Here is an 18,960-nt window from a genome sequence, read left to right as displayed (position 1 = left end):
CCGGTGCGCGCGTCGTGGAGCACCGGCGTCGCCGAGAAGGGGTGAGTTACGGAGGTGGACAGGACTGAGGTAGCCGGCCGCAGCCGTCTGACCGTGCGGATAAGGAGTGATCCGGGCATGACATTTCCGGTTCGGGCGCGCTGCGTGTTCGGCAACCGGGACGAACAGGAAGATCAGGAAAGACCGGGAAGATCAGGAAGGACCGGGTCCGGGGCAGCCGCCGCCCCGGACCCGGCGGGTCAGGAACCGGCAGGGACCTCGGTGGGGATGTCGAAGAAGGAGCCGGCCAGTTCGGTGATCTGGCTGTCGTTCAGTGCGCCTTGGAAGGTCCACACGTCGTCCACCAGGCCGGGGAAGTATCCCCCGGCGCTGCTGCCGGTGCCGCTGCGGCCGATCTGCAACGACGTGGCCTTGAACGACAACACGTTCTCCGCCCGGGAGACCTGATCCGTGCAGGTAGCACTGTCGCTGGTGCCGTCGCCGTCGGTGTCCGTGCAGGCGACTTCTGCCAGGCCGCCGTTGACGTAGAGACGGGCCTCCTTGGCGAAGCCGTCATAGACCAGGGCCAGATGGTTCCACTCGCGGGCGTCGTAGAACTCGCCGTTGTCGACCTGCACCACGGTGGCGTCCGTGTCGTTCTTGTCCGCCACGGCCAACTGCCAGCGCCCGGGGCTGTTCTCGGGGTCCTTGGCGTCGGGCACGAACCGGACCGTGAAGGCGCTGCGCGCGCTGCCCTCCGCACCGGCCAGGGCCACCGCACCGCCGGGCATCGCCGCGGCCTGCGCCCAGCCGGTCAGTGTGAAACTGCCCGAGGTATCCACCGGCATACTCTTGGCAGCGGCGTAGCCGGTGGTGCCGTCGAGTTGCAGGGCACCGAAGTCGATGAATCCCGCATCCGCCTTGCTTGCGCCGCCGTTCAGCGTGAGGGCGTTGCCGGTGCCCGCGCCGTCCGGGACGGTCACCGGAGCTGTGCCCGTGGTCTCCTCGAACGTCCAGCGGCTCTTGACCAGTGCACGCTGCTTGAACAACTGCTGCACCTCGTCGTCCGACACGGCACGGTCGTACAGCCGCACGTCGTCGATGTCACCCTTGAGCGGGGAGCTGACCGTGCCGTCCGGCTTGAGTCCGCTGCCGATGCTGAGAGTTCCCTCGGACGACCAGCGGCCGGCGAACGGCGTACTGGCTTGAAGGACACCGTTGACATAGAGCAGGAGCCGGGAGGTGTCGGCGTCGTAGACGCCCACCACATGGTTCCACTCGCCGAACCGTCCCGCGGCACAGTTGGTGTTGGCGGGGCAGACGGACTGGGTCGCGCGGATCAGGGTGGCGTCCGCGGTGTCGCTCTCGGGCCGGGTGAAGACCCAGCCGCCGAGGGCGGAGGAGTGGTACAGCTCGAAACTTCGCCGGGTGGAGCCGAGTTGGGAGACGGCAACGGTCGCGACGGGTTGTTTGTCCTCGGGCAGGCGCACCCACGCCGAGACCGCGAAACTCTGGAATGTGTCCAGCACGGGGCGTTGTGTCGTGACGTAGTCGTCGGTCCCGTCGAACGACAGGGCCCGGCCGTTGACACCGCTGGTTCCGGCCGAGGCGCCGCCCTTGAGTATGGCCTCGGCGCGCTGACCGCGTCCGACCACCTTCGAAGCTTCGGACTTCTCATCCAACGGCCAGACCAGCTTGGCGGGGCGGCCGGTGTCCACCGGCCGCCGGTCGGCCAATGTACCGACCTGGGCATCGGTGAGCTGGTAGTCGAAGAGCTGGACCTCGTCGAGCGAGCCGGGAAAGAAGTTGCCCATGGTTCCGAGGTGCTGGGCGGCACCCAGAATGGTGCCGCCCCGTGCGTCCCAGGGAGTGGTGAACTCGGCGGTGCCGGACAGCGTCCCATTCACGTACAGCTTGAGCTGGTGATTGGGGTTGTCGAAGACTCCCACCAGATGGGTCCAGGTGCCGAGGCGGGCTGCTTCGCATTCGGTGCCGCCCGAGGGGCAGGCTGGTTGCACGGCCCGGACGGCTGTGGCACCGCCGGCGGCGTCGGAGCCGTGTCGCAGGAACACCCAGCCGCCCAGTGCGGAGGAGTGGTAGATCTCGAAACCGCTGTTGTTCTGTCCCGCCTGGGCGAGCGCGACGGTCGGCCTGTTGGGCTTGTCCGTAGGCAGCTTGGCCCACAGTGACACGGAGTAGCTCTTGGCCGTGTTCAGCACGGGAGAGACGGTGGCGGCGTAGTCGTCGGTTCCGTCCAGTGCGAGACCGGTGCCGTCTTTGCCTTCCCCTCCAGGTGCGGCCCCTCCGTGGAGTTCGGCCGGCCAGTCCCCGCCCTGCCCGGTCACGCTGGTGGCGCCGGTGTTCTCGTCCATCTGCCAGGACAGCCGGTCAGGCTGCCCCGCACGTACCCGAAAGGCGTATGTGGTCGGCTCCGAGCCGTTGCCCGCGGCGTCGAACGCCTGGGCGGTGATGAAGTTCAGGCCCGGCCTGGTCGGCATGAACTTGATCGTCTTGACGCCGCCGCCGGTGGTGGTCAGCGTGTTGGCGCTGCTGGGCAAGGTGTTGATGCCGAACCAGTACTTGGTCACATCGGTGGACGTGGTGCCCACGGAGAAGGTGCCGTACCGTCCGACGCCGTCCCACCAGGGGTCGTTGGGGTTCTCGGAGTCGGACTCGCCGTACTGTGCGGAGCTGATCACCGGCCCGACCGGCACGCTGGTGTCGTACATGAAGTGGCAGCCGTGGGAACCGGTATAGCTCCAGGCCGACCACTGGGCCCCGTCGTAGGAGCGCGCGTGCCATTCGACGTGCTTGTCCTTGGGAATGCTGCCGGGCAGCACCATCGAGAAATCGGAACCGCTCTTCTTGCTCGTCGTCCTGGCCGAGGTCCAGCGGGCCTTCCAGCCGGCGCCGTCACCGGCGTCCCAGGACGCCTGGAACTGGACCGAGACCGTGTCCCCGTCCGGATCGGTGACGTCGTTCGCGCGGACCGTCGCAGTGGAACGGATGCGGACCATCTTCTCGGAGGCCACACAGGGACCGCCCGGGCTCATGGTGAGCTGCGACAGCTTGATCTGGGACGGCGGACGGTTGTACTTCACCCGCAGATACGCCTTGTCCGAGAACCGCTTCCAGCCGTACCCGTCGCTCTCGCTGGCCGCCTGCAGTCCGAAGGTCATCGTGGCGCTCTTGTTGTCGGCGGCCGTCTGCACCGCCGACTTCACGTTGAACTCCGCGTCCTTGGCCGCACAGCCCGAGTAGCCGTACGCAAATGACGCCGACGCCAACTGCTTGATCCAGAAGCCGGATGCGTTCTGACTGTTCCACGTGGTCGACGAGGAGATGTCCTTGGTCTGCCACAGCTCCACCGTGCGGGCGTCACACGACGCCGACCAGGTGTTGCGCACCACGAATTCCGCCGACAGGATCGACCGCCCCGCGAACGTGGACACCGGGATGCGGTAGAAGAGACGCTTGGTGTCGTTCGGCTGGCAGTAGGACCAGTTGCAGTAGCCAAGCCCGGCATCGGAGTCCCCGTTGAACTTCCACTGCGGTGACGACGCCCAGTACTTCGACGCCATCGTCCACGCCGACGCCCGGGGCGAATACCACTGCGGGTCGATGTAGACGGGATAGGTGGTGCCCCGGCCCTTCAGCACACCGGCATCCGGAGTCAGCACCAACTCCTTCTGCCCGGCGGGAACTTCCACCCCCACCGGCGCCAGCTTGCCCGACTCCCCCGCACCCGGCTCCTCCGCCGCGCCCGCAGCCGCCCTCGGCCCAGCGTTCTTGCCGGACGCCGCTGTCGACGACCGTGCCGTGCCCGCCGCATCCGTACCCGGGCTGGAGTCCCACATCATCGGCTTCGGCGCCTCGAAAACAGCACCCTGGGCCCCCGCGTCGAGCGCCTGCAGACCACCGTCCGGGGTCTCCTCAACGGACAGACCCTGCGCGGACAGCTTCAGCCGTAACTCGGCCAGTTCAGGACTCGCCGCAGCCGCGGCCGTCTTCACCACCAACAGCTGAGTGAAACCATCCGCCTGGGCCGTCATCCTCAGATCAACGTCCGGAAGCACCGACGGATAGGTCGCCACCGGCCCCGCGAGCCGAGGCTCAGGCAACCGCGTGGGCCACGACAGGCTCAGCTCCCGCCCCGCGCGCCACATCCGCACCAACGGGGCCGCGCCCCCACCGGAGAACTCCACGCCCACCGTCGACACCTTGGGAGCGACCATGCCCGACCCGGTCTCCACCAGGTCGGAGTCGACACGCTGCCAGCCACCCGCCGCGCGGGCCCACACCGGACGCAGATACTCCCGCGCCTCCAGATTGCCGTCCGGCATCGCGAAGACCTCACTGGACTCACCACGCAGCGCCGCAACCTCCGCCGGCTCACCGGTCTTTGCAGCTTTCGCCAACGCGTCAGCCTCCGACAGGCCACCGGCATCATCGGCCGGTGACCCGCTCCGCGTGGCCGGCGACGCCGTAGCGTCGGCCGACACATCGGTGGCCAACGCCGGCACTGACCCGACGGCCAAGGCCAGACCCAGCAGGACCCCGATCGTCCTGGGCCCAACCCTCCTCATCCGGCTCCACATTTCCGCTACACCCCGCCCACAGTGATCTCACAACTGCCTGCAGTAACTAACCCCGCACACCAACAACACGTCAACGGACGGGAAAACGACAATGACATGACAAGTCTGACTTTGCACTTGTGGTGATCATTACGTTTGCGAGGGGTTGTGCAGACTTTGATGATCATTCGGCAAAGAAGTGCGGCACACCTGCCCCATGATCGTCAATTTCTTCCCGTAACGGTCCAAAAATCCTTCAACGGTGTTGACCTGGGCATTGACCTGGGCCCTGTCCGCGGTCGGGCCCCGCACACTTCGAACAGGCCACCGGCGCTCCGACGGCCACCGTCGGCAAGGACGCGTCGGCCTCGGCTCAGTCCGCCGCGACCTGTGCGCGGACCCGGTCGCGGATGTCGCGCACCACACCGGAGTGGGTGAACGCCCGCGCGACACGCACCAGCCAGGCCGCCTCGTCCTCGACGGTCTCCAGGCGCGCCGAGGACGTCGGCCCGGCCTGGCCGGGTGTGCCGCCGTACAGCCGTCCGGCCCGTTTGTTCTCCAGTGCCGCGGCGATGAGCGCGGCTTCGAGGACCGCCTCGCGGTCGCCGGCCGCGGGGCCGGTACGGTCCAGTGCCCGCACGGCCCAGTCGAGGGGTTCCGTCCGCTGGTACGGCCGCAGCGCCAGGATGCCGTCCCGGATCTCGATCACCCGGCGGTACCGGGCGAACTCCGCCTGGCGCAGGCCGGGACGGCGACGTGCGGCATCCGGATCCAGCGCGATCTCAGGTAGCTCGGCATGAAGCGCCGACCACAGGGGTTCCAGGTCGCTGTGGGCACGGAGGGCATGCAGCCGACGCAGCGGGGCGGTGAGGTGTTCGCCCCAGAAGGTGGCGGTCGCGCCGGAGGCAAGCAGGACGGCGGTGACCATACCGAGAGTCGTGGACAGAAGGTCCTCGCCCAGCCCCTGGCCCCCGTCGGTGAGATTGGCGGCGGCATCGTCGAGGGCCCACAACGTCCACACCACCGCTGTTGCTGTGGCCAGCGCGGTCAGTCGCAGCCCGGTGCGCAACGGGCCCGGCGGGGTCCGGAACGCGTGACGGATCAGGGCGCGCGCCAGGGCGTACAGACACCAGCAGAGGTAAGCGGCGAAGAGCACGTTGTACGCGGCCAGAACCCAGCCCCGGCCGGGCGCAGCCACGGCCCGCTCGCCGTCCTCGGTGACTCCGGCGGCGAGAAACAGGCCCAGGGCGACCGCCTGGACGACGACAGCGGCACCGATCCGGCGACGGCGCCGGATCCGCACCGGTCTGGACCCCGGCGGATCGAGAGCCAGTGCGACCAACGCGAGGAAAGTGCCCGCGGCCGCCTTCAGTTCGGACGTGAGCAGCAGTTCGGCATCGGGCGAGGGGACGAACCGGTCCAGCGTGTCCAGCACAGCCGGGGCGTTGAGGAGCATCGCCGTTCCCATGAACAGCGCGAACCCGGCCACGTCACGCTGAACCGGATCCGCTCCCCCGCCGCGGGCGATCACCAGCCGATGCCCGGCGAACACCAGGAAGACCAGGGCGGCGAGACACGCGGTCAGGTTCTCCACGAACGCCGCCGAGCGTCGGGCCGACCCGGGTTCTGCCGCTCGGGCGAGCCGAAGAGGGACCGCAGTCGGACCTCTTCCGGCCCGGCCGGTGCGGGTACGGCGGCGTCGGCCCGGTCGAGCTGTGCGGCACGGTTCAGGATGAGGGAGGCCACGAGTTCGGCCTCCTCCTCCTGCGGCTCGGTGTAGACGGTACGGCCCAGGACCCGCTGGACCAGTGACGCCGGGAGGTGCGGCAGCAGGACCTGGGCCGCGGAGGACGCGGCGGGTGAGGTCTCGTGGTGACCGCACAGCAGGTGCGCGATCTCGTGCAGTTGAATGTGCTGCTGGTGCAGGGGCGTGGTGTCGGCGGGGTAGAGGATGCGGTCGGCGTGATCGGTGGTGACGAGCAGTCCGCACGGGAGGTGGGGTCGGGCGGCGACCGGCACGAGCTCGATCGGCCGGCCCCGGGTCCGCGCCAGCACGTCGATGAACCGGGCCGTGTCGAAGGGGGTCGGCAGATCGAGGTCGTCCACCAGGCGCCGACATCGCTGCCACAGGCGCTTGTCGCTCCGCACGCGCTGTACCTCTTCCCCGTGGTCGCTGTGCGTCCACCGCCGTGCCAGGTCAGCCGTCGGCCCGGGTGTCGCCCGTCGCCGTACGGCCCTGCGCGCCGCCGCCCGCGCCTTCCCGCCGGGCAAGGACGTCGATCATGTCGCTGATCGTACTCACCCCCTCGGGCGAGAGGTTCACCGCACGCAGCGCCACACTCCGGACGTCGGCGTCCCGCAGGGCTCCCAGCAGTTCCAGCTCCCTGGCGATGACGGCACCCTTGTCGTCGTCGAAGAAGTAGGCGACCGGTACGTCGAAGAACTGGGCGAGCGCTTCGAGGTGCCGCTTCGTCGGGTTGTCCCGGCGGCCCGTGCGCAGCTGCCACAGGTAGGTGGCGGAGAAGCTCTCCCCGGTGGCCTCCCGGCACGCCCGGGCGACCTCCTCATGGCTGAACTGCTCACGGCTGGGACGCCGTACGATGCGGAACAGCGCGTCGATCTTGTCCGCGAGGGTGGTCGGCGAGGACGCGTCGGCGGTGCTCACGTGCGGGCCTCCCCTCTGGTACTGCCTCAACTTTGGCGGAACCATCCTAGGTTTTCCGTCCTAGGTTTTCCGCCCCAGGTTTTCCGATCCCAGAGTTTCCATCCGCCTCATCCGCCTTGGCTTACGCCCGCGGTGACGGTCCGCCGGTGTCAGGACGAGCGGGTCAGCCTGGAGGGGTCTCCCGAGGTTCCGATGCCGTCCTCCCGGAGGGTCAGCGTGTCGGCACCCTTCTTGGTCAGGGTGTAGATGTTGCCCCGAATGCACAGCACGGTGACAGAAGGGTCCGTCGCGGTGCTCGTCACCGCCTCGAAGACCATGGTCGTTCCGTGCGTCTCCCGCAGGCGCAGCGCTTCGGTGCACCCGATGTCCTCGCCGGTTGTGGCGTCGGTGACATGGCTGACCTGCCTGCCGGCGATATCACCCCGAGCCGCGGCGTGGAGGGTGAGAGTCACGGACGACGCGGTCGTATGTGCGTCGAGGATGCCGTCCCCGGAGATGCTGCCGGGCCCTGTGCCCTGCCAAGTGCCCACCCAGGACGCGGGTAGGGCGGCCCCGGCCGTGTTGCGGGACCGAGAAGGGGAGGGCGGCGGAGACGTACGGTCACCGCCGTTCGGGGCTTTGTCGGTGCCGCCCGGCCACACCAGTGCCGTGACGACGGCTGCCGCCGCCACCGCGCCCGCGACCCCGCCGGCCGCGAGGACCCGCGCCGACCATCGTCCGGTTGCGGGGCCGGCAGCCGGGCCGGGCGGGGCGAGGGACACGGGCCCGGTACCGGCCGGGACGGCGGGGGGATGGAGGTACGCGGCCGGTGGCCCGTACGGGCCGGACAGTTCATGCCCGGTCCCGGGCACCGTCCCGCTGAGATCGACCGGTGGCCCGAATCCCGCCGTCGGCACCGTCCGGTCGAATCCCACCGGTGGCCCGAACCCCGCCCCGGGCACCGGGCTCACCGGCAGACGGAGGGCATCCGGCCGTTCCAGCAGCACCCCTGCCTCGGCTTCCCGCGCCGCGATGTCCGCCTCCAGGCCCGGGGTCAGCGCCGGGTCCCAGCCGTCGGGCCCGGCGGCGAGCCGCTCCAGCAACTCGTCCGCGGTGGGACGGGCATCCGGCGACTTGTGCAGGCAGGCGGCCAGCAAGGGCGCGAGCGATTCCGGTACTCCGTCGAGCACCGGCCTGTCGTGGACGACGCGGTAGAGCAGTTGTGCCGCCGACGACTCCTCGTCCGGGCGCAGGAACGGCCCCGTTCCACACGCCGCGTACACCAGAACCGCCGCCAGGGAGAAGATGTCTCCGGGTTCGCCGGAGATCCCTCCGGTGGCCTGCTCCGGCGCCATATAACCGGGCGAGCCGATGACTCCCCCGGTATGGGTGTGCCGGGTGGCGTCGGCGGCCCTGGCGATACCGAAGTCGATGAGCAGGGGGTGCCGCCGGGCCAGCAGCACATTGGACGGCTTCACGTCGCGGTGTGCGAGGCCCGCCCGGTGCACGGCCCGCAGCCCCTCGCCGAGTTCCGCCGCCAGGGCCCGGACCGCGGGCTCAGGCAGCGAACCGTACCGTTCCACCCAGTCGGTGAGGGAAGGGGCGGCAACGTACTCCGTGGCCAGCCACTGCGGCCGGTGTCCCGCGGGACTGTAGTCGACGACCGAAACCGTCCACGCGGAGCGCACCCGGTCACTGCTCGCGATCTCCCGGGCGAACCGCTGCTCGAAGCCGGGATCCAGGCCGAACTCGGTGCGTACGGTCTTCAGCGCGAGTGGGCGGCCGGACGGAGTGCGGGACAGAAACACCTGTCCCATGCCGCCGGCCCCAAGTCGCGCCAGCAGGGGATAACCACCTATGACCGAGGGATCCCCGGGATCCAGACTCCTCATGAACCTCTCCGGGCATCACTCGGGCCGCAGGAAGTCGGAGTCGGAGCATGCGGCACGCGGGCACGCCACACCACTCGCGATTCATCTAGGCTCACATTGCGCACAGAGCATTCATATCAGCATCGGCTCCTCGTGGGCTTCGAACAGGAGGGCGCGACCGTCGCACTCCCTCACCATCCGCCAGAAGGCACCCTGGCCGGCCGTCGGCGACTTCCGCTTCTCAATGCCCGGCAGCAGCATCGAGCCGTGACGGACCCGGATCCACCCGGCCGACACCGCCTCGGACCAATCGACGGGGCGCCAGCCCCCGAAGCGACCGCCACGGGGGCCGGTGCGCGCCATTCCAGCGATTCGGACGGCACGGCCTGGCGCTCGCGAGCGACCCGCAACTCGCAACCCGCAACCCGCAACCCGGGGAACGGCAGCGCCATCCGCAGGCCCTGGCCCACCCATCGAGGCACGCGCCGGCACGGCATGCGGCGTTCCCAGCTCAGTCGGCGGTGCCAGGCTCCACGACCCACTCGGCTTGCAGCCCGCTCACCGAGGCGATCACGTCGAAGTCGCCGTCGTAGTGCAGGACCGTGGCCCGGTGCCGTTCGGCGGTGGCCGCGATGAGGACGTCGGCCAGCGACAGCGCCCGGTGAAAGCCGGCGTTCAGCGCCAGCGCCTGGATCGCGAGTGCCCGCTCGAACTCCTCGTCATTGCAGGGCAGGTAGTCGAAACCGCGGAGCAGACTACCCAGGCGCAGCGCCTCGGGCTTTCCGCGCGCCGCGTACAGAACCTCGTACTCGGTCGGGGCGCACACCGCTCGGAGCCCGTCGCGGTCCAGCGCATCCAGCCGCGCCCGCACCGCCGGCTCGCCCCGGCTCGCCCCGGCGGGCCAGCGCGGACTTGTCGATGAGGTAGCGCCCCTTCACACCGCCGAGGCCCCGCCTTCACGGCCTTCACGCTTCAGCGAGCCGTCCGGATTCCGCGGCCCCGTCTGCGACCGGATCTCCGCGAACGCGTCCTCGAACTCACCCTCGTCAATAGCATCGAACAGCTCCCGGCGCAGCCGCAGCCGCACCCCCTCCTCCATGGCCGCCCGCACTGCGGCGGCCTTCGTCTTCACCCCGTACACCCGCATCGCCTGCTCGACGATCTCCTCGTCCAGATCGATCACAGTCCTGGCCATCAGTTATCCCTCCTCAGCCCGACGACCCACCAGCGATATCAATTCAGGCTTAGAAATGACATCAGGATGCTGGGGCGCCCCGAGGGCACCTCGATCAGGGGCAGGGGTACGGCGCCGGAGATGGATCACCAGCCGGAGCGTTCGTTGCTGCGCCGAGTCGTGCAGGGGGCAGGCCCATATCGCGCGAGAGCCGCGACCTCACGGTGCCGACCGGGATACCCAGCGCCTCGGCGGCCTGCTGGTAGTCCAGCCCGGCACCGACGCACAGAGCGATCACCTCACGGTCTGGGCGACTCAGTTGACGCAGGGCGTCGTAAACCAGCCCGAGACGGCGCGCATCGTCGATCCGGCCGGCCGTCTCGTCCGCGAAGTCCGCCACCGGCCGGGGCTCCGGACTGCGAGTCAGGAAGGCGAGCCGCCCGCGCAGCCCGCGGTTGGCGTTGTGCGCCTTGTGCGTCGCGATGCCGAGCAGCCACGGTGTGAGTGAACCACCCTCCGGATCCACCGCCCCCCGGGGTGCAGACAGCCACAACACAGCCGGGCATGGTGGAGGACTGCAGCCTGCTCACCGGGCAGAGCAACCCGCCGGCCCGGACGGACAAAGTTCCCGGGGTCCGCCGGATCGGATTCCACCAGGTAGCCCACCTCCGCTCTGACTGACCGTCACCGATCTTCAGGGCCCGACGATCTGACGGTCGCCGAGCCCTCAGCAAACCGCCCTCGTCAGGCAGACGGCAGGGCTGTCTCGGGCTTACCCGCCACACCGGCGACCGCGCGATGCAAGGGGAGCACGGACGCGACGACGGGCACTCCGAAGATCGTGAGGGGCAGCAGCCGCATCAGCTGTGAAGGATCGTCGCGAAGCCAGTGCCAGTTGCCCCACCCGTTGCCGCACATGTCCAGCACCATCACGGCGCCCGCCAGTGGCGATGACGCCGATGCGGGCTCGACCTTGGCTGCGGCGGTGGTGTAGTAGCGGCCGCGCGGAAGAGGAAATTCGACCCTCGCCTTCCGCCCGAGCGTCTTCGCCATCACCCGCTACGACGCCGAGATCCCGCTTGAACTCGCCGGGATACCGGGCGGCACCCACCACGATGAGCCAAGAACCGCGCCCGTCTTCGACTCGCCACATCGGCTGGATGACGGCAAGGTACGGGGGCGCGACGCCTGCCCGGCCGCTCATGGGCAGCCGGGCAGACGTCGCGCTATTGGTGCGAGAGGTTTACTACCACCCGCCGGCGCCGGAGTCGCCGAAGCTGGCGCCGGCGTCCCAGCCGGAGCTGTCGCCCCAGCCGGAGGTGTCGCCCCAGCTGGCGCTGGTGTCCTGGGTGCTGGCGCTGGTGTCCCAGCCGGAGGTGTCGCCCCAGCCAGTGCTGGTGTCCCCGGTGCTGGCGCTGGTGTCCCAGCCAGAGGTGTCGCCCCAGCCAGTGCTGGAATCCCCGGCGCTGGCACTGGTGTCCCCGGCGCTGGCATCCCAGCCAGAGCCCCAGTCCCAGCCCGTGCTGGAATCCGAGGCGCTGGCACTGGAGTCCCCGGTGCTGGCGCTGGTGTCCCAGCCGGAGGTGTCGCCCCAGCCGGTGCTGGAATCCCCGGCGCTGGCACTGGAGTCCCCGGCGCTGGCACTGGTGTCCCAGCCGGAGGTATCGCCCCAGCCAGTGCTGGAATCCCCGGCGCTGGCACTGGAGTCCCCGGCGCTGGCACTGGCATCCCAGCCGGAGGTATCGCCCCAGCCAGTGCTGGAATCCCCGGCGCTGGCACTGGAGTCCCCGGCGCTGGCACTGGTGTCCCCGGTGCTGGCATCCCAGCCAGAGCCCCAGTCCCAGCCCGTGCTGGAATCCGAGGCGCTGGCACTGGAGTCCCCGGCGCTGGCACTGGCATCCCAGCCAGAGCTGTCGCCCCAGCCAGTGCTGGAATCCCCGGCGCTGGCACTGGCGTCCCCGGTGCTGGCACTGGCGTCCCAGCCAGAGCTGTCGCCCCAGCCCCAGTCAGCGCTGGAGTCCCCGGTGCTAGCGCTGGAGTCCGAGCCGGAGTCGTCGCCCCAGCCCCAGCCGGTGCTGGTGTCCCCGGCGTTGGTGCTGGAGTCCCCGGCGTTGGCGCTGGAGTCCGAGCCGGAGTCGTCGCCCCAGCCCCAGCCGGTGCTGGAGTCCCCGGCACTGGCGCTGGAGTCCCCGGCGTTGGCGCTGGAGTCCCCGGCGTTGGCGCTGGAGTCCGAGCCGGAGTCGTCGCCCCAGCCCCAGCCGGTGCTGGAGTCCCCGGCGCTGGCGCTGGAGTCCCCGGCACTGGTGCTGGAGTCCCAGCCGGAGTTGGAGTCCCCGGTGCTGGAATCCGAGGCGGAGCTGCCATCGCCGTCGTCCGAAGAGGTGTCGGCCGACGAAGACGTGTCCTCTCCACCGGCGGGGGTGGAGGAGGCCGAGTGGTCCTCCCCTCCCGTGCCGGTGCCTGCCCCTTGCTTACTACCGACCAGCGCGCCCCAGGTTTCCGGGCCCACCTCACCGTCGACCGTCAACCCGTGGGCGCGCTGGAAGTCCTTCACCGCCGCCTTGGTGGCGGGGCCGAATTCGCCGTCGACCGTGAGGCTGCTCCCCTGGCCGTTGAGCAGATCCTGGACGGTTTTGACACTGGTGCCCGTGCTGCCGAAGCTCAACTCCGGCTGCGACGAGGTGGTCGGACCCTGCGACGAGGTGGACGGGCCCTGCGACGAGGCGCTCGGGGCCTGCGACGAGGTGCCGGAGCCGCTGACGTTCACCGGGTGGTACGGCTTGTACTCACTGCCGGCGTTCAGCCCGTAGGTGAGCACACGGTGGTCGGTCCCGTGATGGCCGCGCTGCTCGTACGCGCGATACGCGGTGTGCGTGGAGTCCGTCCACCCATCGAAGATCACCACGTGGCGCGTGTTGTTGTTGCCCTGGGCGTCGATCAGGAGATCGCCGGGCTGCAGGTCCTTGAGGCTGATCGGCGTGGTGAGGCTCCGATCGTTCGCCAGCCCCACGGTGTTGGGAGAACCCTTTAGCCCGAGAGCCATGGAGGCGAAGCCGGAGCAGTCCTGGCGGTAGCCGTCGGACCAGTTCTTGGCCTGGCTGTAGGGCACCTGGGAACCGTGGTTGGCGGTGAGCCAGCTGGCCGCGCGGTTCAGGACCTCGGAGCTGCTGATGGGGGCTGCGGCGGCTGTGGCCGGGGCGGCGGTGAGGGCCGTGATACCGGTCAGGGCGATGCTACCGGCGGCCGCCGAGGCCAGGACTAAGCGTGTTCTGCGACTCGTTCGTGAGCGCAGCGACATGTGATGCCTCCTGCAATTGTGGGGGATTTGTGGTGGGGCAGCCGGTGAGCGCGTTCAGCAACGGCAGATATCCCTCGCAGGGCTCCTGGCTCCCACCACGATTAGTCGGTGCAGAATCCGATTGCGGGTGTGGGGGGTTGGGCGCTAGTTCGGCGAAACATACTCGGAGTGACGCGTACACGTCAACCGCACCAGCTGTTGAATCCCGGATAAGATTCAGGAACTTGCGCCGGGGTGACGCTTCTCGCAATTCCGCCGGATCGGATCCGATGATCGGCTGCAAGGTAGCGTCGACCTGGAGGGGGCTTCTTCTCTATGGGTTTCGGGACCAGTCCGAGGGGGGTGATTGTATGGCAAGGGACCGTTACGCAAGGAGGGGCGACCGTCTATGTATCGCGCGCGTCAAAGGGCATGAAGGGCGATGAATGCGAATTCATGTGAATCACGAAAGCGCATTCATACGTGGGCACTCCGGGCGAACCAGGGCGTTGTGAAGGGATGACGTCAATTAACCTGTCCGCGACACGATGGGCCCTTTCCCATCCGATGGTGGCGCTGTCGAGGCGGGCTGCTGCACAACGCGACGAAGCTCCTGGTAGACGGGTTCACGACCAAGATCCCCCGCGTCCACCCGGAGCATCGCGCGCTTGTCCACCGATCGTCAATTGATCTATCCAGCCACACTCTGCGCTACCTGACGGGACGGCAACATCCCCGCCGACGCGAGACCGCACGCGATGACAGCGATTGCCGGTGGGCCGACAGGCCCTGCCCGCCCTACAGCACCCACGCCAAGATCCGCCGCCTGGGCGAACAAGCCATGGCCACCCTGAAGGTCTGGCCTCTCCTCCGGAAATTCCGCTGCCACACCAACCGGATCACCGACAACGTGAAGGCCATCGTCACCCTTGATCACACCTCAACCCGATGTTGAAAAAGGCTCAGTTGTGTCTTGAACCAGTCATCCCAGTTGTCAGTGATCAAGTACGCCTGGGAGTTGGCCCCTTGCGGCAGCCGAGCGCCAACAGGCAAAACCACGAACTGTATCTAGCCTCAATACCGGTAATAGTGTGCTTTTGTTCGCTTGACCCGTTTGGGTGTGGTGGCATTGATGATGGTGATGAACTGGGGCGAGTGGGTGGTCTGCAACGCGGTGGGCTGCGCTTTTGAGAGGCCGGCCGGCGATTTTGCGTTTGATGACGCGGGGGTTGGATCGACGGCGTCGTGGCGGCAGGAGGCGTTCGAGGAGTTCAGCATGGGTGGCTTTGATTGCGTAGGTGAGTCTGCCGGGCGGGAAACGCCGCCTGGTCGGTGACCTGGCGGCGCACGACGCGCAGTGAGCGGGTGAAGGAGATCCGGTCGGGATCACGATCGCCTTGTCGCGCGGCCTGGTCCACCGCGTGTGCACCCATGCCGCACACCCTCGGCTCGCCAACGCCATGCTCATGGACACGCAGGGCGAGACGGCGTGGTCCCCGCAGCGACAGACTCGGCGGTCACCTCTTGAGGGATGCGGCGGCCGGAGTGACCACCGGCGGAATCAATACGACGGAGAGCGCGCCGCCGAAGGCCCGCGCCGGTCACGGTCACCACCAGGACGACCGCGCCTGCCAGACCGCCGCTGATCAGGTAGCCGGCCGACCGCCAGGGCCAGGAGGACAGCGGACAGCGGCTGCCCTCGGGAGTGGCTCGCTCCCGGGGCCTGTTGTGCGGTCAGCGGTTGAACGACGATCCCAGCGTCGCGGCCGTTCCGACGGTGCCCAGCGTTCCGTGGCCGAAGGTGAACGAGCCCTTGGCCGTCACGCCCGTCGCCGTGGTCGGGAAGACCCACAGGGAGCCGACGTTCGTGTTCTCGCCGGGTGCGCCGACAGCCAGTTCACTGCGGCCGTCGTGGTCGGCGTCGACCAGCTTGGCGGCGGCGCCGAACCGATCATCGGCCTCGGCCGCCCCGGGGACGTCCGCCGTGTCCTGGTTGAAGCCGATGGTGCCGGTCCCGGTGGGGCCGGAGGCGGTGCCGGGGAGGACCAGGACCGAGCCCGCGTCCTTCTTCGTGCCGATGTCCTCGTTGGGGACGCCGACGGCGATGTCGCCGTAGCCGTCACCGTTCATGTCACCGACCGACAACGAGGCGCCGAATCCGTCGTGCACCTCGGCGGCACCGGGGACACCGGCGCTGTCCTGGTTGAAGACCTTGGCCCGGTCGCCCCGCGGGCCGATGGCGCTGCCCGGTACGTAGGTGATCATGCCGCCAAGGGCGAGCGGGTAGTCCAGGTCGCTGTCGTAGCCCTCGACCGTGCGGCCCACGACGAGGTCGGCGTATTTGTCCCCGTTGACGTGACCGGCCGTGATGGTTTCGCCGCCCTGGAGGCGGTAGCCGTTGGGCCGGTTGACAGTGCTGTAGTCCTCGGCGAGGCCGGTGGCGCCGCCGTTGCGGATGAGGATGCGGCGGGCGTCGTACTCGTCGCCGTCGTGCACGACAGCGGCCAGGTCGTCGCGGCCGTCGCCGTCGAAGTCGCCCGCGGCGATGTCCATGTAGCGCAGATCGTCCATGTCGGGGATCTTCCGGGCGGGGGCCGCCGCGCTGCCGTCGCGCTTGAACGAGCCGGACAGGACACGGATGTTGTCCACCCCGAGCGTGACGACGTCCATGGCGCCGTCGCCGTCGAAGTCGCCCACGGCGGTCTCGGCGCCGACCCCGTCGTACGGCTGATCGCCCATCAGGAGGGTCGCGCCGCCGGACAGTCCCTTCTCACCGCCCCAGATGACGGTGAGCGAACCGGCCTCCTTGAACGTGCCGATCTGCTCGTTGCCCGCGCCGACCACGAGGTCGCTGTAGCCGTCCTTGTCGAGGTCGGCGGAGACCATGGAGCTGCCGAACGCGTCTCCGCTCTCGGCGGAGTCCGGTATTCCGGGCGAGTTCTGGGTGAAGACCTGCTTGGTGGAGGTCTGCGGTCCGTTCTTGGAGCCGTACACCACACCCACGTATCCGGCCTTGGTCCTGCCGTCGACCGTAGCGCCCGGCGCGGTGAACGCCAGGTCCGGGTAGCCGTCCCCGTTGAAGTCGTCGCGTCGCGGGGCCGGTGCGGGCACCGCCCCGTTCGCGGACGCCGACACCGAGGACCCGGCGCGGGCGGGAGTCGCGGCCTGGGCGGTGGGGAAGGTGGTCACGGCGGTCGCCACGGTGATGGCGAGGACCACGGTGGTTCCTAGGGCACGGGATGCCACGTGGACTCCTTCGTTCAGGTTTCGGACGGTTCGGGTGGGCAGTGCGGTGTGTCGGTGGAGCACCGCGCTGTGCAGACTCAGACCGGCCGCGGCGGGCGACGGTTGCCTCCCCGAAACGACTGTCACAGCTCTTCCACTCGAACGACCGGCGAACAGAGGGTGACGAAAACCGTTCGCCGCAGCCCGAGTCGGGCGTCAGGACGTACGCCCTGACGGCGCCGGCGGGCTGTCGAGCCCGGCCCGCCCCATGCCATGGTCGGCCCCATGAACGCTTCCGGATCGCAGCCGCCCCGCGATGTCGTCTTCGGCAAGCCGACCGTCTTCGACCGTAGGAACATCGAATCGCGACTTGCCCACCCGGCGCCGACCACGCAACATCACGCACCGACCGGGCCGGTCGCGCAAAGCTGGGCCGGGGCCGGGCATCCCGGACGAACGCGACGTCACCGAAGGTCATGCCGACGCCGTAGGCGACATTCACACCGGACGAAGAACAACGGAGAACAGAAGAGGCAACAGGCAACCCCGCCGAACCCCGATCCCCAAGGCACGCCTCGTGCCAAACTCGCTCTCGGATGCGAAGCGAAACGACTCCGTCACGATAAGTGTTCGCCGTCGGTCTTCGTGTCGGCCAGTGAGCGTTGAACGAAATTCCCCGTGAGGGCGCACGACTCTCACGGTCACTGTTCAAGGGGAGGTCAATGATGAGTGCACTTTTACGTTTCGGCCCGGAACTTCGCCGTCTGCGACAGGAAGCGGGGCTTACTCTGACCGAGTTCTCCGTGGCGCTCAACTACGACAAGGGGTACCTCAGCAAGGTCGAGCGCGGGGAGCGTTCCGCGTCCCCCGAACTGGCCCGGCGGTGCGACGCCTTCCTCGGCGCGAACGGTGAGCTGCAGCGCTTGGTGGTCCGCCCCGAGACCGACTCGGACACCACCGAACCCCCCGCCACCCCGAGCCTCTGGCGCGTCGGGCGCCGGGCGGTCCTCGCGGCGGGTACGGGGTCGCTGATCGACCTCGGCCTGAAACTCGGCGGTCGGGTGCCCGCTGCCGCCGATCCCCTTCTTCCCTCCTTCCGCATGCAGTTCGACCAGCTACGACAGCTCGGCCAGTCCACCGCGCCGAAGGTCCTGCTTCCCCTGCTGGAGACGCAAACGCGCACGGTCGCCGGGCTGGCCGCCGACACCCCGTCCGCCACTCGGGCCCCCGCACTCCTGCTCGCATCGCGGTTCGCGGAGTTCACCGGCTGGATGGCCCAGGAGGCCGGAGACAGCGGTGCGGCGCTCAGCTGGACGGGGGAGGCCGCCGAACTGGCGCGGGCCGGGGGCGATCCGTACCTCGGTTCCTACGCGCTCGTGCGACGCGCCCTGGTCACGCTCTACGGCGGGGACGCCGCGGGCACCGTCGCCCTGGCCCGCCGGGCCCAGAGCGACGAACTCCCGCCGCGCATCCGGGGACTCGCGGCCCAGCGGGAGGCACAGGGACACGCGCTCGTCGGCGACGAACGCGACTGCCTCCGCAGCCTCGACAGGGCGCGGGAGCTGCTCGACAGCGACGACGCCCGTAGCGGCTCCGAGCCCGTGATCGGCACCACCCACGTGAGCGATCCAGCGGCGATGACGACCGGCTGGTGCCTGCACGACCTCGGTCGCCCCAAGGCCGCCGCCGAGGTCCTCGACCAGGAGTACCGCCGCCTCCCGCCGCACGCGCTGCGCACCCGTGCGCGGTACGGCTTCCGCAGGTCCTTGGCCCACGCCGCCTCCGGAGAAGTCGAGCACGCGTGCACGATCGCCGGGGAGCTCCTGGCGGTGATGCCGGCCGTGCCCTCGGCGACGGTGAACAGCGATGTCCGGCGTCTCGCGCGGGAACTCTCCCGGTTCCGGAGCAGCCGGGCCGTACGCGATCTGCAGCCGGCGCTGGCCGGGGTACTCGCCCCCGCGCACGACTGACACCGGCTCCACGACCGGCACCGGCTCGAACCGCCCGGTTCGCCGGACCACCCGGTCCCTCCAGCCCTCCGGATCCCACGATCCCCGGCGGAACCTCTGATCCCCATCCGCTGCGTCGTACCGCGCCCCGGCTTCTTCGGGCTGCCCGCGACCAGTGACGCGCCGGACGGCGCCCTCCATCCGTACGCCCTCCCGTGGACGCGCCATGCCGTCACACGGTCGGGACCTCTTGGCTCGGGCGGA

13 protein-coding genes and 3 pseudogenes are annotated in these 18,960 nt (G+C 69.4%); 2 read left to right on the top strand and 14 right to left on the bottom strand.

The window, feature by feature from the left end:
* Window positions 1-239: 239 nt before the first annotated feature.
* The 11 genes and pseudogenes from ACWEKM_RS07225 to ACWEKM_RS07175 all read right to left on the bottom strand — a co-directional run bounded on the left by ACWEKM_RS07225 (window position 240) and on the right by ACWEKM_RS07175 (window position 13,543).
* Window positions 240-4,577, bottom strand: coding sequence for a LamG-like jellyroll fold domain-containing protein (locus ACWEKM_RS07225; protein WP_451620167.1), 4,338 nt, complete (start codon window positions 4,575-4,577; stop codon window positions 240-242).
* Window positions 4,578-4,929: 352 nt separating this feature from the next.
* Complete coding sequence (locus ACWEKM_RS07220) at window positions 4,930-6,150, bottom strand: MAB_1171c family putative transporter (RefSeq protein ID WP_451620166.1); 1,221 nt, start codon at window positions 6,148-6,150, stop codon at window positions 4,930-4,932.
* Window positions 6,138-6,704, bottom strand: a complete 567-nt coding sequence (locus ACWEKM_RS07215) for a ParH-like protein (protein WP_451620165.1) — start codon at window positions 6,702-6,704, stop codon at window positions 6,138-6,140. Before ACWEKM_RS07215 ends, ACWEKM_RS07220 begins: the two co-directional genes overlap by 13 nt.
* A gap of 49 nt (window positions 6,705-6,753) precedes the next feature.
* Entirely contained in the window at window positions 6,754-7,221 is a 468-nt protein-coding gene (locus ACWEKM_RS07210; RefSeq protein WP_451620164.1) for an XRE family transcriptional regulator, read from the bottom strand.
* A gap of 149 nt (window positions 7,222-7,370) precedes the next feature.
* Window positions 7,371-9,092 carry a serine/threonine-protein kinase gene (locus ACWEKM_RS07205; RefSeq protein WP_451620163.1) on the bottom strand — a complete coding sequence of 574 codons (1,722 nt, stop codon included), beginning with the start codon at window positions 9,090-9,092 and terminating at the stop codon, window positions 7,371-7,373.
* A gap of 111 nt (window positions 9,093-9,203) precedes the next feature.
* Complete coding sequence (locus ACWEKM_RS07200) at window positions 9,204-9,434, bottom strand: hypothetical protein (RefSeq protein WP_451620162.1); 231 nt, start codon at window positions 9,432-9,434, stop codon at window positions 9,204-9,206.
* 148 nt (window positions 9,435-9,582) lie between these two features.
* Window positions 9,583-9,942 carry a PIN domain-containing protein gene (locus tag ACWEKM_RS07195; protein WP_451620161.1) on the bottom strand — a complete coding sequence of 120 codons (360 nt, stop codon included), beginning with the start codon at window positions 9,940-9,942 and terminating at the stop codon, window positions 9,583-9,585.
* Window positions 9,943-10,005: 63 nt separating this feature from the next.
* Window positions 10,006-10,266: a type II toxin-antitoxin system VapB family antitoxin gene (locus ACWEKM_RS07190; RefSeq protein ID WP_451620160.1), complete on the bottom strand. Its 261-nt coding sequence runs from the start codon at window positions 10,264-10,266 to the stop codon at window positions 10,006-10,008.
* A gap of 94 nt (window positions 10,267-10,360) precedes the next feature.
* Window positions 10,361-10,780 (bottom strand): annotated as a pseudogene (locus tag ACWEKM_RS07185) (RNA polymerase sigma factor); the annotation flags it as partial.
* A gap of 209 nt (window positions 10,781-10,989) precedes the next feature.
* Complete coding sequence (locus ACWEKM_RS07180) at window positions 10,990-11,298, bottom strand: hypothetical protein (RefSeq protein WP_451620159.1); 309 nt, start codon at window positions 11,296-11,298, stop codon at window positions 10,990-10,992.
* Between the two features lie 193 nt (window positions 11,299-11,491).
* On the bottom strand, window positions 11,492-13,543 hold the full coding sequence (locus ACWEKM_RS07175) for a peptidoglycan-binding protein (RefSeq protein WP_451620158.1): 2,052 nt from the start codon (window positions 13,541-13,543) through the stop codon (window positions 11,492-11,494).
* 751 nt (window positions 13,544-14,294) lie between these two features.
* On the opposite strand from ACWEKM_RS07175, the pseudogene ACWEKM_RS07170 reads away from it, so the two are divergent.
* Window positions 14,295-14,477, top strand: a pseudogene (locus ACWEKM_RS07170) (IS5/IS1182 family transposase); the annotation flags it as partial.
* 119 nt (window positions 14,478-14,596) lie between these two features.
* Here ACWEKM_RS07170 and ACWEKM_RS07165 read toward each other — a convergent pair.
* From ACWEKM_RS07165 to ACWEKM_RS07155, 3 genes and pseudogenes are all read right to left on the bottom strand, one after another.
* On the bottom strand, window positions 14,597-14,800 hold the full coding sequence (locus tag ACWEKM_RS07165) for a hypothetical protein (RefSeq protein WP_451620157.1): 204 nt from the start codon (window positions 14,798-14,800) through the stop codon (window positions 14,597-14,599).
* Window positions 14,794-14,934 (bottom strand): annotated as a pseudogene (locus ACWEKM_RS07160) (IS4 family transposase); the annotation flags it as partial. The pseudogene ACWEKM_RS07160 and the gene ACWEKM_RS07165, both read right to left, overlap by 7 nt.
* Before the next feature lie 322 nt (window positions 14,935-15,256).
* Window positions 15,257-16,768, bottom strand: a complete 1,512-nt coding sequence (locus tag ACWEKM_RS07155; RefSeq protein WP_451620156.1) for an FG-GAP and VCBS repeat-containing protein — start codon at window positions 16,766-16,768, stop codon at window positions 15,257-15,259.
* A 704-nt stretch (window positions 16,769-17,472) separates the two neighbouring features.
* Here ACWEKM_RS07155 and ACWEKM_RS07150 point away from each other — a divergent pair.
* Window positions 17,473-18,717 (top strand): helix-turn-helix domain-containing protein, encoded by a 1,245-nt coding sequence (locus ACWEKM_RS07150; RefSeq protein WP_451620155.1) that lies wholly within the window; start codon window positions 17,473-17,475, stop codon window positions 18,715-18,717.
* Window positions 18,718-18,960: the final 243 nt, after the last annotated feature.

This window comes from Streptomyces sp. NPDC004752 (assembly GCF_053601275.1).
The sequence above is the reverse complement of the archived record's forward strand: the minus strand, read 5'-3'. Positions and strand labels throughout refer to the sequence as shown.